9 protein-coding genes are annotated in these 14,723 nt (G+C 36.7%); 3 read left to right on the top strand and 6 right to left on the bottom strand.

What is annotated here, in order from left to right; all coding sequences use genetic code 11:
* Window positions 1-75 precede the first annotated feature (75 nt).
* The 3 genes from M947_RS22290 to M947_RS22300 all read right to left on the bottom strand — a co-directional run bounded on the left by M947_RS22290 (window position 76) and on the right by M947_RS22300 (window position 8,399).
* Window positions 76-6,660, bottom strand: a complete 6,585-nt coding sequence (locus M947_RS22290; RefSeq protein WP_021288381.1) for a calcium-binding protein — start codon at window positions 6,658-6,660, stop codon at window positions 76-78.
* A 118-nt stretch (window positions 6,661-6,778) separates the two neighbouring features.
* On the bottom strand, window positions 6,779-7,567 hold the full coding sequence (gene flgG / locus M947_RS22295) for a flagellar basal-body rod protein FlgG (RefSeq protein ID WP_021288382.1): 789 nt from the start codon (window positions 7,565-7,567) through the stop codon (window positions 6,779-6,781).
* A 10-nt stretch (window positions 7,568-7,577) separates the two neighbouring features.
* Window positions 7,578-8,399: a flagellar hook-basal body protein gene (locus M947_RS22300; RefSeq protein ID WP_021288383.1), complete on the bottom strand. Its 822-nt coding sequence runs from the start codon at window positions 8,397-8,399 to the stop codon at window positions 7,578-7,580.
* Between the two features lie 139 nt (window positions 8,400-8,538).
* Here M947_RS22300 and rpoD point away from each other — a divergent pair, with 139 nt between their 5' ends.
* Complete coding sequence (rpoD, locus tag M947_RS22305; RefSeq protein ID WP_021288384.1) at window positions 8,539-10,392, top strand: RNA polymerase sigma factor RpoD; 1,854 nt, start codon at window positions 8,539-8,541, stop codon at window positions 10,390-10,392.
* 6 nt (window positions 10,393-10,398) lie between these two features.
* On the opposite strand, the gene M947_RS0112115 is transcribed toward rpoD, so the two are convergent.
* Genes M947_RS0112115 through hemL form a run of 3 tightly spaced genes read right to left on the bottom strand, consistent with a single transcriptional unit; the run spans window position 10,399 to window position 12,512 of the window.
* Window positions 10,399-10,902, bottom strand: coding sequence for a hypothetical protein (locus tag M947_RS0112115; protein WP_021288385.1), 504 nt, complete (start codon window positions 10,900-10,902; stop codon window positions 10,399-10,401).
* The gene (locus M947_RS22310) at window positions 10,886-11,227 is read right to left on the bottom strand and encodes an AtpZ/AtpI family protein (RefSeq protein WP_021288386.1); all 342 of its coding nucleotides are present in this window, start codon (window positions 11,225-11,227) and stop codon (window positions 10,886-10,888) included. Before M947_RS22310 ends, M947_RS0112115 begins: the two co-directional genes overlap by 17 nt.
* Window positions 11,217-12,512 carry a glutamate-1-semialdehyde 2,1-aminomutase gene (hemL, locus tag M947_RS22315; RefSeq protein ID WP_021288387.1) on the bottom strand — a complete coding sequence of 432 codons (1,296 nt, stop codon included), beginning with the start codon at window positions 12,510-12,512 and terminating at the stop codon, window positions 11,217-11,219. Before hemL ends, M947_RS22310 begins: the two co-directional genes overlap by 11 nt.
* A 108-nt stretch (window positions 12,513-12,620) precedes the next feature.
* On the opposite strand from hemL, the gene M947_RS22320 reads away from it, so the two are divergent.
* Both M947_RS22320 and M947_RS22325 read left to right on the top strand, forming a co-directional pair.
* Window positions 12,621-13,526 carry an energy transducer TonB family protein gene (locus tag M947_RS22320; protein WP_021288388.1) on the top strand — a complete coding sequence of 302 codons (906 nt, stop codon included), beginning with the start codon at window positions 12,621-12,623 and terminating at the stop codon, window positions 13,524-13,526.
* A 29-nt stretch (window positions 13,527-13,555) separates the two neighbouring features.
* A complete protein-coding gene (locus tag M947_RS22325) occupies window positions 13,556-14,719 on the top strand; it encodes an efflux RND transporter periplasmic adaptor subunit (RefSeq protein WP_021288389.1) in 1,164 nt (387 codons plus the stop codon).
* Window positions 14,720-14,723: the final 4 nt, after the last annotated feature.

Below are 14,723 nucleotides of genomic sequence, written 5' to 3' on the forward strand. Positions count from 1 at the left end.
ATATCTTTATAGATTTTATGTGAGAAATACTACTTCATTAAAGCTTTGAACTTGCAAAAAAGTAGCTTAACTTAGTTAAACTACTTGCATTGTAAAGGTGCTATCATCATCTAAAGTGATGTCATAAGTTTGGCCTATCTCAAAACCTGTCATATCATCACCTTTAGTATTGTTGATTATAACTTTATCACCTTGTGTATTATTATATAAATCAAGAGTAAATTCATCTCCATTAAACCAACTTCTCATAACTTCAGCATCAATTTCTATATCATTTGTTCTAGTATCATTATTTGTAAGTCTTAGTGTCTCAATATTGCTAAACATACCAGCATCATTAAGATTTATAGTACTACTGTTTGTTTGAGTTGTTCTTAAATCAACTATATCACTACCATTTCCACCATCAATATTTAACTTTCCTGCTAAAAGAGCTTCATAGTTAGCATAAAAAGTGTCATTTCCAGCTCCACCAGTAACATTTATATCACTGCTGACATCTACATTGCTAAAATCCCTATGCACATAATATGATCGCCCATTATCAGCATACGCCTCGATATTTAAGCTTGAATTTGCACCAACTTCAATTTCTTCAAAAGTATTGTAGTAGTATTCGTTCATGTTTATATCTTGATTTGCCCCTATTTTTAAACTATCTGTTCCGTTATAAGCGTAAAAGTTAAGCATACCACTATATCCACTTAAGTCAAGACTACTTAAATCATAATTATCATCAACTCCGTTGCTACCGTAGATAAAAAGTTGAGAGTTATCATCTCCTGTTATTTTGTCAAAAGCATTGTCATCAAAAAACTGATCACGATTAAAGTATGTCCTTCCTGAGCCTACATTTAACTCTTCTAGACCTTGAATGTCACTATTTCTAAGATATAGATAAGTATCACCCAAGGTTAAAGTATCTCTACCAGTTCCACCGTGTAGTTCATGAGGTCTGTAGTTAACTATAAAAGTATCATCTCCTGCTTCACCATATAAGTAATCACTTCCACCTTGAGAGACTATAGTGTCGTCTCCTGCTCCACCATAGGCATATTCATTATGCTGTCCATGGACTCTCTCATCTGTATCTGAGTATTGGTCAAGATTTATGTAGTCATCTCCATCTCCGCCATATATAATGTCTACATGCACACCACCATAAAGTATATCATTTCCAGCTCCACCATATATGGTATCTGCACCCCACCAACCATTTATGATATTTGCACTATCATCACCTGTAATATGATCTGCGCCTCTACTTCCATGTATGTTTTGAATATTTTTAATTTTGTCATTAAAGGAATTAGCATCTCCAGTATTATTTTGTGAGTGTGAGGTTGGCAGTGACGCAGAGAAGTCAACAGTAGCATAGTCATCAACAACATCACTCATATCTAAAACAAAAGCGTAGGCAGATGAGTTATAGTTTAAAGTATTGTTACCTGTTCCTCCATCAATGGTATCATTGTTTGTAGCATTTTTATTATGAACTGAGTGACCATAGATAGTATCATCTCCATCTCCACCTTCGATAATATCATCATCTCCATCTCCATAGAGAATATCATCTCCATCTCCACCGTAAATAATGTCCTTTCCATTACCACCTCTTATAAAGTCATCTCCGTCCATTCCATATATCTCATCGTCTCCATTATGAGCGATAAAGCGGTTATCTTGAGAGTTACCAATAATATAGTCATCATAATATGAACCGTGAAGTCCTTCTATATTGTCAGCTTTGCTTAAGTTATCTATATTAAATATGTCGCTATCATATTCACTATTATTGTTATGACTCTCAGGAGTTAAATATCCATCATTCCAATTATTTCCATTATCTGTAGAATACTGAACAGTTCCGACTTTACCTACTTCATCACTTAATCTAATCTGCTGTACACTTTTACTTCTTAGCGCATCGTCATAAAGATGCAAAAAGTCAACTCCTGAACCACCATCACTATAATCTACTCCCCTGCCTGGTCTGATATGATCATCTCCGCTTCCACCATGAAGTATATCATTTCCACCTCTACCATATAGCGTATCATCACCACCCCAACCCCAAAACTCTTCATCAGCACTGTTTGAACCATATATTACATCAGCTCCATCAGTTGCACTTATCTTCTCTACATTCTTTATCAAGTCTATTAGTGTACCTGTTGTTGTCTCTTTTACCATAACAAAATCAGAAGCATTTAAATCAACAGTAATACCTTGAAATACTTGCATAAAGTTAGGATTGGCTACATTTGCGTCATAATCTGATGGTTTATATGTTATCCAGTCACTTCCAGCTCCACCATCTATAAAATCGTATCCTCCACCTGCAAATATACGATCATCTCCTTCTCCACCATCAATGTAGTTTGTGCTTGAGCTACCATAGATAGTGTCGTTATATTTAGAGCCTGTGATATCCTCTACATTTATTATCTTATCTTTTATAACAAAACTACCATCATCAACAGGTTCTGCAACATAATCCCCATTAGCATCAACATAGTATCCAGCATAGTCTTCTTCTTCACCATTTGGTCTGTCAAGCCTAACAGTAACACCTTTGTCATCATCCATATTGACATAACTTACAGTATCGGTATCAGCCCCACCATCTATAAAGTCTTTGCCACTACCTGAGATAAGTGTGTCAAAGCCATCTCCACCATATAGTTTGTTATCTCCACCTCTACCATCTATTGTATCGTTTCCGCCAAGCCCTGATAAAACATTGTCCTTATTATCATTTCCATAAATAGTATCGTTGTAATTGCTTCCATTTATATTTTCTATATCTTCGTAAATATCATAACCTATTGCTTGAATGCTAGATAAACCACTCTCTAATTCTCCTGATGAAAAAGAGCTAAGCTCACCGCTCCAAGTGCCATTTTCTATACTATTTCCTTCTATTGCACCAGCACTCAGATTAGCAAATCCTGCCGCAACATTAGCTGCACTAATATTAGCACCATCTGCAGTTAGTGTCAGTCCACCAATACTGAGTGACTGTCCATCTATGAGATCTTTAAAAACAATAGTTGCTTTTTCACTCTGTTTTGTATCAATATCACTACTACCTTGAGCGATAGTAACATCAACAGCCGAAGTATCAACACCACTAACACCTGCTGATGCTATAGTTATATCCTCAACATCAGTTTTTTCGGTTTGACTTGTAAAAGTTACAGTTGCATCAGTTGCTTCACTAGAAGCCCACTCAGCAGACAATTCTCCATCCCATGTACCAGCTACAACATTTCCCTCTGTAGCTCCTGCAACTAGAGATTCAAAAGCAGCCGCAACATCAGCTGCGCTAATTGCATCAGTTGCAGTAAGTGTCAATCCATCTATAGTTACTGATTGACCAGCTATCAAATCTTGAAATGTAATATCATAGCTCTCTGTTGTAGTTTCATCAACTCCTTGAGTAGATGCAACACTAGGTGCTGTAGGAGATATAACAACAGCAATATCCTCAACCTCTGCATTTGGAGTTTCGCTTATAAAAGTTATAGTTTTACCTATTGTAGTGTCAACTGCATACCCATCATCGTCATAGGTAAACCTTTCCTCTCTATTAGCAAATTTTGAGATTGCGTTTATTTTATCGTTTTCATCAATAGATCCATCTCCATTTACATCAATATCAAGAGAGTCTATATGAACACCCTCCAAATCAACATACACTCCCTTATGAGAAGCTAACATATCTATATCTAAAGAGTTTGGGATAATAACATCATTTTCATCCTTAACTTCGTAATTACCACTTAGTTTCTTACCATCTTCTGGAGTAAGAACTCCTTCTGTACGAAGCAACTCAACTTCGCTAGTTCCAAAACTTTGTACCTCTTCATAACTAACAGTATCTTCACCTGTATGTTTTTTTGCATCAAGAGAGTCATTATCTGTATCACCATAGATATAGTTTGTACCACTTCCACCATAGACTAAGTCATCTGCTGCACTAAGATAGATTTTATCATCTCCTGCACCATCATAAACAACATCCCTTACAGTACCACCATATATAGTGCTATCGCCACTACCATCTTTTATGATGTTATAGTTTGGTTCTTTTGATAAGATAAACCCCTCATCTAAGCCATTTTTAAAATCACTCTTATTGTATGTATAATCAGATGCAGATGTTATATCTTTTAGTGCAAAAGTGTACTCATTTGTATAAGACTCTTCAGGCTCTGTTACACTATGAGCGTAAGCTTCATCTACTTTATAGTTGGCAGTTATAGAGGCATTAAATGGATCTGATATATCGTTTGGATATTTTATAGTAAACTCTAAACTTTTAAAGCTAGTCAAAAAGTCAACGCTGTCATACTCTATAACTTCACCCAGTTCATTTTTAAAAAGCATATTATCTCTTGTGATATTAGAACCTGTTATTTCATTAGCGTCTTTATCTAAGATTGTAACGCCTGTTGGAAGCCCCTCTATCGAAAAACTATCAACATAAAAACCCTCAGGCATCTGAGGCTCAAAACGCAATACTCTTGAGAGATAAGCATCTTCTTTATCTTGTGAAGATGTAACTTCTATCTCTTGTGCTGTGTTAATTGTTGAGCCTTTAGAGGTTGTAACTAAGTCTTGGACATCAGTTTTTTCGGTTTGACTTGTAAAAGTTACAGTTGCATCAGTTGCTTCACTAGAAGCCCACTCAGCAGACAATTCTCCATCCCATGTACCAGCTACAACATTTCCCTCTGTAGCTCCTGCAACTAGAGATTCAAAAGCAGCCGCAACATCAGCTGCGCTAATTGCATCAGTTGCAGTAAGTGTCAATCCATCTATAGTTACTGATTGACCAGCTATCAAATCTTGAAATGTAATATCATAGCTCTCCGTTGTAGTTTCATCAACTCCTTGAGTAGCTACTATCTCAAGATCGTCAGGTGCGTCGATTGTTAACCCTGCTGAGTTTGCTTCAAAAGCAGAAATATCACTATTTTCTTCTGTACTTTTAAAAGTAACAGCACTATTAGCAGCAACAGCTACGCCAGAAGCCCAATCAGCAGATAACGCACCATCCCAAAAACCGCCAGCAATACTATTTCCAGTACCACTAGCATCTATAGAGGCAAAGGCGGCTGCAACTTCGGCTGCACTAATATTATCAGTAGCAGTCAGTGTTAATCCATCGATAGTAACTGATTGCCCAGCAACTAAGTCTTTAAATGTTATGGTATATGTTTCTGTTGTAGTTTCATTGCCTTGTTTATCAAGAACTGTTACGAGTGTTGGAGCTGTTGCTTCTTGGGAATCGCTAACAGTTAGGTCTATAACATCTTCCGTTGGGGTTTGACTTGTAAATGTAACAGTGTTGAGTAAAAGAGGGTCTGAACTCCATCCAGTTGATAGTGCACCACTCCAATCACCATTTGTTACAACATTTCCAGTAGTTGCACCAGCGCTTAAAGAGGCAAAAGCGGTTGCAATCTCAGCTGCACTAATTTCATCAGTTGCAGTTAATTTCAATCCATCAACAGTGACTGATTGTCCTTTGCTAAGGTCTTTAAAAGTTATATTATTTATGCCTGTAAGGCTTGATGGTGTATCGCTAAAATAGGTGAAGTCTTCCGCTCTTATGACCATGTCTTCACTTCTTGCACTCATGTCTATTGTTTCTGGTTCAAACTGATTGGTTATAGAAGCATTTTCATACCCAAGAACACTCCCACCACCACCTAAAATTTCAACCTGTCCTTCGTCATTTGTCGTCTCGCTATATCTAACTTGATGCGCTGTTGCTTTAAACCCAAAATTCGGAACTCCTTCTCCCTCGCCATCCCCATCTCCATCGCCATATCCATCAAAATCATTTTCAGGAAAGTAGTCCGTAAAATCATTTTCAGGCATCATCTCTTCATCAGGCTTTGGAATCATCTCTTCATCAGGCTTTGGAATCATCTCTTCATCAGGCTTTGGAATCATCTCTTCATCAGGTTTTGGAATCATCTCTTCATCAGGTTTATATGCATCAAAATCGTTTGGTCTTGTGTATCTACTATAAGGGTTTGTATATGCACTTTGTGGTGGTGTGCTCCTAGATGTAGATTCTAGATTTGAGGTAAAATTAGAGATAGCATCATTTTGCTCAGTGTGAGTAAAGTTCTCTCTTTTTGATTGTGTATCTGAGAAAGATTGTGTTTGTGGAATTACAATAACTTGAGCCTGACCTGTCCCGCTTCCATTGTCTGCCTCATCCACTCTATCTTCTTGGTTGTATAGTGGTACTTCATCTTCATCTTTGTTACTTGTAGTAACTGTAAAGCTTGCATCTACTGAGGTGATAGGTAGTTCATTTATCTCTTGAATTTTTGATAAAATATTATCGACTGAGATGGATTTATTGCCACCAAGACTAAATTGTGGAGGATTACTACTAAAGCCCATCAGACCAAGAGATGGAAAGGTAAGAACGCCCTCATTAGCAAATGAGACAACAATATCTCCACCTACCAAAATATACTCTAGCGCATCAGAGTCAAAACCCTCTATATCAAAAACTACTTCATCTCCAGGTCTCATAAAAACAGATATATTTTCCCCATCTTTAGGAATACTCTTTATAATAACTTTTTTGTCTTTATACTCTATGCTTGTGCTGTTTAAATCTAGTGACATAAATCCTCCTTAAGTAATGTTTAGGGGCTTTCTAAATGTCTCCATTCTAGCATTATTTAGATTAATATTTGATTTGTTATGTTATTTAGAAGGATATTAGCTTCATATTTGAAGCTAATTATCTCTTGAGATTGTTAGTGGTTTGTAGCATTTCATCACTTGTTGTGATTACTTTTGAGTTAGAGTCATAAGCTCTTTGACCAGTGATTAGGTCTGTAAGTTCCACAACTAGCTCAACATTACTAAGCTCAACGAAGTTTTGTCTAAGAACTCCTAGACCATCTAGTCCTGGAGTTCCCTCTACTGGCTGACCTGAACTATCTGTCTCCATATAAAGATTATCACCTCTTGAGTGAAGCCCTGATGGATTTATAAAGTTTGTAAGAGTAATCTGCCCAATCTGAGTAGCTTGAGTTTGACCGGGTTGAACTACAGATACAGTTCCATCAGTACCAATACTAACATTTGTAGCATCAGGTGGAATAACTATTTGAGGCACTAGTGTATATCCATCACTATTTACAACTGTACCATTATCGTCAACTTTAAAAGCGCCATTTCTACTATAAACCTCTGTACCATCTGGGAGTTCAAGCTTAAAAAAACCTCTACCTGTGATGGCAATATCTAGTTGATTATCAGTTTGCTTGAGACTTCCCTCTGTAAAGATTTTGTTTATCGCAGTAGGACGAACTCCAAGCCCCACTTCTATACCAGTTGGACTCTTTGTCACATCACTCGTAGAAGTTCCAGCATATTGCATTGTGTTATACATCAAGTCTGCAAATTCTGCACGAGACTTCTTAAAGCCTATGGTGTTAACATTGGCGATATTATTTGCTGTTGTGTCTATCTGTGTCTGCATTCCCAACATCCCTGTTGAAGCAGTATAAAGTGATTGCATCATCTTAAGCTCCTTAAGCTTTCTTAGCTAGTTTATTTATTGCTTCAGTGTTCATGTCGTTCATTTGTGCATCCATAGCTTTTTGGTACATTCCAACTAAGCGATTTGTCTCTATCATCTGTGTCATCATCTTAACCGCATTTACATTACTCTTCTCAACAAAGCCTTGTGCAACTGCTTGGGTATCTCCTAAATGTTTTAGGTCTCTATTTCCCTCATATCTGTAAAGGTTATCACCCTCTTTTTTCAAAAAAGCCATATTTTCAGGTTGAGCTATAAAGAGTTGTGAACCTACTGCTAAGTTTGCAGTATTTGGGATGTTTGTGTACATCTGCCCATTTTTATCAACTTTTATAATATTTTCATCATCATTAAAAATTATGTTTTGACCAGATTCAAAATAATCCTCTGGCAAAACTTCATAACCACTCTTAGTAACTAGTCTTCCCTCATCATCTTTTGTAAATGAACCGTCTCTAGTGAGTCTAATGCCTTGAGGAGTTTTTACCAAAAAGAAAAGTCCCTCTTTTGTAAGAGCAAAATCCATATCATTGTCAGTTCTTTGAGTGTTTCCTACAGTAAAGTCTGTATACTCATCTACTACTTGTGGTGCTTTTGTCATGGCACGATTTAAAAACTGAGCACCTTCTTTTGAGTGGTTTTCATTTGGTAACTCATCTCTTGCTTCTTTGTAAAGGCGAGAAAAGTCACCAACTACTAGGTTATCTTCCTTAAAACCTATAGTGTTTACATTTGCAAGGTTGTTTGCGATGGTATCTAGTCTGTTAAACTGAGTAACCATTCCAGCTGCTGAACTATAGTATCCACTTTGCATAAAGTCCCTTTATTTGCATATATTTTCTGTGATAAAGCAATCAGTGTTCCAAAAAATAAGAAAATCATACTTAAGTCTCTGTTAATAGCATTTGGGTATAATCCACTCTTTGAAAAATCTTAACAAGGCTTACTAAAACATGACAGCAAAAGAACTCAACAAAGCCATAGAATCATACTTTGCAGACCACAAATCAAAGGATTGTGCAACTTATGAGTCTCTTATAGAACTTTTTGACAAACAACCAACTTCCGCTCAAGCTAAAAATATCCACAAACTGATGGTAAAACATAAAAAATGCTTATACACCTCAAGTGAACACGCTAAAAAGCTTAACGATAGAGAAGCAGATGCAAGACGAGATGCACAAAGAAAGATGCTTCTAAATAACGAATCAGATAAATTTGACATACTAAAAGAGCATGAACTCTTAGAGTGGTCTCGCTCGGACTCTCCTGTTCGTATGTATCTTCGTGAAATGGGTCAAATCCCACTGCTTACAAAAGAAGAAGAGATTGAAATCTCCAAAAAGATAGAAGGTGGAGAGAGCATTATTATAGATGCTATTTGCTCAGTTCCATATCTTATAAGATTTATCTTAGACTATAAAGAGCCTCTTATAAATCGTGAAAGACGAGTAAAAGAACTCTTTAAAAGCTTTGAAGATGAAAAAGAAGAGGCAGATGATGGTGATGCAGCTGAAATTGATGAAGAAGATGAAGCAAAAGCAGTCACTGCAAAAGATAAAAGCAGAGTTGAAAAAGTAACTACAAGCTTTAAAGCACTAGAAAAAGCTAAAAAAGAGTGGGTTAAAGTATCTGAAAAGGTTCCTGATGATATAGATGGAGAAGTAACTCCTGAGATAGTTCAGTACTACTTAAATGTTACTTTTAAAAAATCAGTTCTAAAAGAAAAACTACTAGACTTAGGGCCAACTTCTAAACTTATAAATGAGCTTGTAAAGGCTATGGAGACGGCACTTAAGAGTGATGATGGATATGATAAAGAGCTAAAAAGACTAGAGTATAAACTACCACTTTTTAACGCTACACTAAGGGCTAACCATAAAATCTTAGTAGAGAAAATCTGTAGCTTAACAAAAGAAGATATAGCTGGCATGGTTCCAGAAGCTACTATGGTTAGTACATATATGGAGATAAAAAAGCTAGTTCAAACAAAAGAGGCTTCAAAAAATAGTTTTGATATGGAACCAGATAAACTCTTAGATATCTTAGAACAGATTAAACGAGGTAAAAATATCTCTGAAATCTCTAAAACAAAGATGGCAAAGTCAAATCTTAGACTTGTTGTTTCTATCGCAAAGAGATATACAAACCGTGGGCTTCCATTTTTAGACCTTATTCAAGAGGGGAATATCGGGCTTATGAAAGCTGTCGATAAGTTTGAGTACAAAAAAGGTTACAAGTTCTCAACTTATGCTACTTGGTGGATTCGTCAAGCGATAAGCCGTGCCATAGCTGATCAAGCAAGAACTATCCGCATCCCTATTCATATGATAGAGACCATAAACCGTATCAACAAAATCATGCGTAAACATCTTCAAGAGCATGGAAAAGAGCCAGATGTTGAGATGATCTCTCAAGAGGTTGGACTCTCAGTTGAAAAGGTTAAGAATGTTATCAAAATTACAAAAGAGCCTATTTCACTAGAAGCGCCAATTGGAAATGAAGATGATGGAAGATTTGGTGACTTTATAGAAGACAAGTCTTCTATTTCGCCATCAGACTCTATACTAAAAGATGATCTTAGAGTACAGATAGAAGGTGTTTTAGAGCAGTTAAATGAGAGAGAAAAAGCTGTTATAAAACTTCGCTTTGGCATCATGGATGATGAGAGTGATAGAACACTAGAAGAGATAGGAAAAGAGTTAAGTGTAACTCGTGAGAGAGTTCGCCAAATCGAATCAAGTGCTATTAAAAAGCTAAAGCATCCTAAAGTAGGAAGAAAGCTAAAAAGTTACATAGAAGAGTAAAATCTTCTATGTCATCTCTTTTGAGAGAAGATACCCCACAACAATCCCCACAAGCAGAGATGGAAGATAGATGGCTAAATTTAGCATCTCATTATTTGCCAGAGCAATAAAACCTAAAACTAAAAAAAGATACGGAAGAAGCCTAAAAGCAGAGGTACTGCCTTTTGCTCCCTTTTTCATACTTGCTAGACTAAAGGTCTTTATCTTTTTCTTCTCCTCTTTTACTATTGCCTTTAGGTCTAACTCCTCAAATGGCGCATCATTTATATCATTTTCTTCATAAAGCTCATGTGGATCTTCTATTACTTCTAATAGCTCTCTTTTGCCCTCAAACATATCAGATGCACCATCTTTTATAATCATCTTTTTATAAGCATACGAGGAGCCAAGTATGACAAAAAAACTACTCAAAAATGCAACTTGTAAGTTAAGATAAAACTCTAAAGATATGAAGTAGGTAAGTAAGATAATTAACTCACTTGCAACTATAAGTCTAATACTTCTTTTCACCATAATCCTCGTCATCTTCGTCATCATCTTGAAGCTTCTTTTTTATGGCATATCTAGGTTCTTTAGAGAGATCATCAAAAACTTTGTACTGTTTTGCGTAAGCTTTATAAACATTTAAGAGAGCACCTGCAATTCCTATGGCTACGCCAACCCAAAAAAGCCAAGCTACAGAGGTCAAACTTCTAAGCAGATAACCAATCCCAACACCCATAGCAACAGCTACAACCATAGAGATACCAAGAGAGAGGCTATCAGCTGCTTCTATGATGGGCTTAATCCTTGGTTTTTCCTCTTCTTGTTTCTCTTCTTTTTGCTTATCTTGCATCTGCTATCTCTTTAAAAACTCTTTTGCTCGCTTTAATAGCATCCTCAATCATCTCATCAGTGATGGCAGTTGAGATAAATCCTGTCTCAAAGAGTGAACATGCAAAGTAGTAACCCTCCTTTAGCATCTTAGAATGAAATGTAGCAAAAAGATTAGCATCAGAGTTGCTAGCATCTGCAAAATTTTTAACTGGTTTATCATTAAAGAAAAAGCCAAACATACTTCCTCTTGTATCTATTTGCATCTCTATACCAAATTCTGCTGCCGCTGCTTTCATACCCTTGACAAGTCTTATTCCTCTTGCATTTAGAGTATTCATAACAGCTGCATTTTTCTTTAGTTTGCCAAGAGCTGCCAAACCTGCTGCCATAGCAACTGGGTTTCCACTTAGTGTCCCTGCTTGATAGACTGGACCATCAGGGCTTAGTTTTGCCATAATCTCTGCTCTTGCTCCAAAAGCACCAACTGGCATACCGCCACCGATGACTTTACCAAGAGTTAAGATATCTGGTTTTACTCCTGTGATGGACTCTGCACCATTTATAGATGCACGAAAACCACTCATAACTTCATCGTAAATAAGCAGAGTGCCATTTGCATCGCAAAGCTCTCTTAGTTGGATCAAAAACTCTTTATCGGCAGGGACAAGTCCCATATTTCCAGCTATTGGTTCTATGATAACACAAGCTATATCGCTTGAATCAGCAAAGCATTTCTCAACGCTTTTTATATCGTTGTAAGTAGCTAAGAGTGTATGTTTTGTAAAGTCTGCTGGAACTCCTGGGCTACTTGGGTTTCCAAAAGTAGCAGCTCCACTTCCAGCTTGAACTAGAAGTGAATCGCTATGTCCGTGGTAACAGCCTGTAAATTTTACAATATCATCACGACCAGTATATCCACGAGCCAAACGAATAGCACTCATAACAGCCTCAGTTCCACTACTTACAAATCTCACCTTATCTATAGAGTCAAACATAGAAACTACAAGTTCTGCCAAATCTGTCTCAGCCTCAGTTGGAGCACCAAAACTTAGACCATTTCTTACAGCCTCTATAACAGCTTCTTCTATACTTTCATCTCTATGACCAAATAGCAAAGGACCCCAACTTTGAACAAAGTCAATATATCTATTTTTATCTATATCAACTAAGTAAGCGCCCTCGCCTTTTGTGATAAAAAGAGGTGTGCCCCCAACGCTTGAAAATGCTCTAACTGGCGAATTCACTCCACCAGGAATAAGACCTTGTGCTTTTTTGAAAGCTTCTGATGATGCTTGTGTACCCATTTAAAAACCTTTGTTAAATTTTCGCTATTATAACCAAACTAAAACTAAGTAGTATTAACTCATATTACTTTAGTTATAATCTTAAAATTTTAAAATAAATGGACTAATTTGAATAGATCTTCTTTTGCTCTCTTTGTAGCCTTGCTTATCCATCTACTACTCCTGCTTATATTTTGGTTTCTTGGAACTATACTTAGTGATGTTAAAAAACCACAGCAAAAAGATGAAGAAAAAAAGATAAAGATCTCTTTAAAAGAGATGCCAAAGAGAGAAAAAGAGATAGGTGAAGTTGAGAAAAAGGTAGAACCTGAACCTATGAAAGCTCCACCTATGCCAAAAGGCTCGCAACTCAAAGAGATAGTAAAGCCGCCAGTAAAATATGAACCAAAAAAACCACATACAGAGCCAAAACTTAACCCGCCACCAAAGCCAAAGGTTAAACCAAAGCCCCAGCCTAAACCTCAACCAAAAATAGAGCCACTGCCACCAACCAAGCCTTACATCCCTCTTCTAGCAAAAGAAGATAAAAACACTACAAAAGAACCAGAAAAAAAAGAGATTAAAAAACCAGAAGATCCACTCTATGCTTTGCTCGCACAAGACAAGTCATCAAAAGAGGCTAAGGTAGAGGAGAAAAAGACATATAGAGGAAGTAGTATCAACCAAAACATAAAAGAGCTTTATGGAGATGAGTTTGGTAAGTTAAGTGAAGGTCAACAAAAATATATACTAGATAACCAAGAGATAATGCGAAGAATAACACAGCAGGTTCTCACAAGAGTTGCTAGTGTTAATCTCTCAAGAGATTTAAATGTAAACAGAGTAAATGTGATAGAGTTTTATCTGCACCCAAATGGAGATATGAGCGACTTTAGATTTCTAAAAAAGAGTGGATTTTATGTACTAGATGACACTACAAAAGAGACTATAGAGTACGCTTATGCTCGTTACCCCAGACCAAAGGAGAAGATACTTATAAGGTACAATGTATTTTATAATTTAGCAGGATATTGATACAATAACACACTAATAAAAGGTAATACATGAAAACAAAGACCATAGGCGTTATTTTACTCCCAGCTCTACTCTTCTTTAGTGCATGTTCTGAAGAAAAACCAACAAAAGTTCCAAAAAAAATCCCATCACTTAGCGTAAATACTATTACAGTAAAAAGAGAGGCTATTCCTATTTGGAGAGACTATACAGGCACAACAAAAGCCTCTTCAGAACAAGAGATTCGTGCTAGAGTTGCTGGAGTGTTAAAAGAGATCTACTTCAAAGATGGACAGAGTGTTACAAAGGGTCAAAAACTTTTTTTAATAGAACAAGATCTATATAGAGCTACTTTAGATGCGGCTATAGCTAAAAAACAACAAGATGAAGCTTCATTAAAGTTAGCAGATGCTGATGTTGCAAGATATGCACCGCTTGTAAAAGAAGGACTTGCTCCTCGTGCTACTCTTGAGCAGTACCAAGCACAACAAGCTGGACTAAAAGCTATCATTGCTGGGGATATTGCTGAGATAAAAAAAGCAGAACTAGAGCTTAGCTATACAACTGTCTTAGCCCCCATCAGTGGCCAAGTAAGTTCTAGAAGAGTGGATGTTGGAAACCTTGTAGGTCAAGGTGAGGCTACGCTTTTGACAACTATTATGAGTGTTGACCCTATTTACGCCTACTTCTCTCCATCTCAAAATGATGTAAGAATGTTTGAGAAGTATAGCAAAAAGGAAAAACCTGATGCTTTTATAGAGATCAAAGGTGAACATGACACTGTAAGGCTTGATGGCTTTATAGATTTCTCAAATAACGAGGTGGATTCACAAACTTCTACTATAACTATGAGAGCGACCATTTCAAACAAAGATGCAAAGGTTTTACCCGGTACCTTTGTATATGTAAATCTCTTTATAACTGATGAATATAAATTTTTAATGATTCCACCTGAGGTTATATTTGCTGATCAGCTTGGAAGTTATATCTACGTAGTTGACAGTGATAACAGAGCTAAAAGAGTAAACATAAAAACAGGATACTCATCAAAGTACTATGTAGATGTAGCGAGTGGATTAAAAGATGGAGATAGAGTTATAGTCTCTGCTCTTGTGAAGATAAGGGACTCTATGAAAGTAGACCCAAAAGACGTTACAGACAGACAGGGGATAAAGGCTGTTTTAAAGAAAAATAGACTTATCCCAAAAGAGTAGCTAA

The organism is Sulfurimonas hongkongensis (assembly GCF_000445475.1).
GTDB classification, from domain to species: domain Bacteria; phylum Campylobacterota; class Campylobacteria; order Campylobacterales; family Sulfurimonadaceae; genus Sulfurimonas; species Sulfurimonas hongkongensis.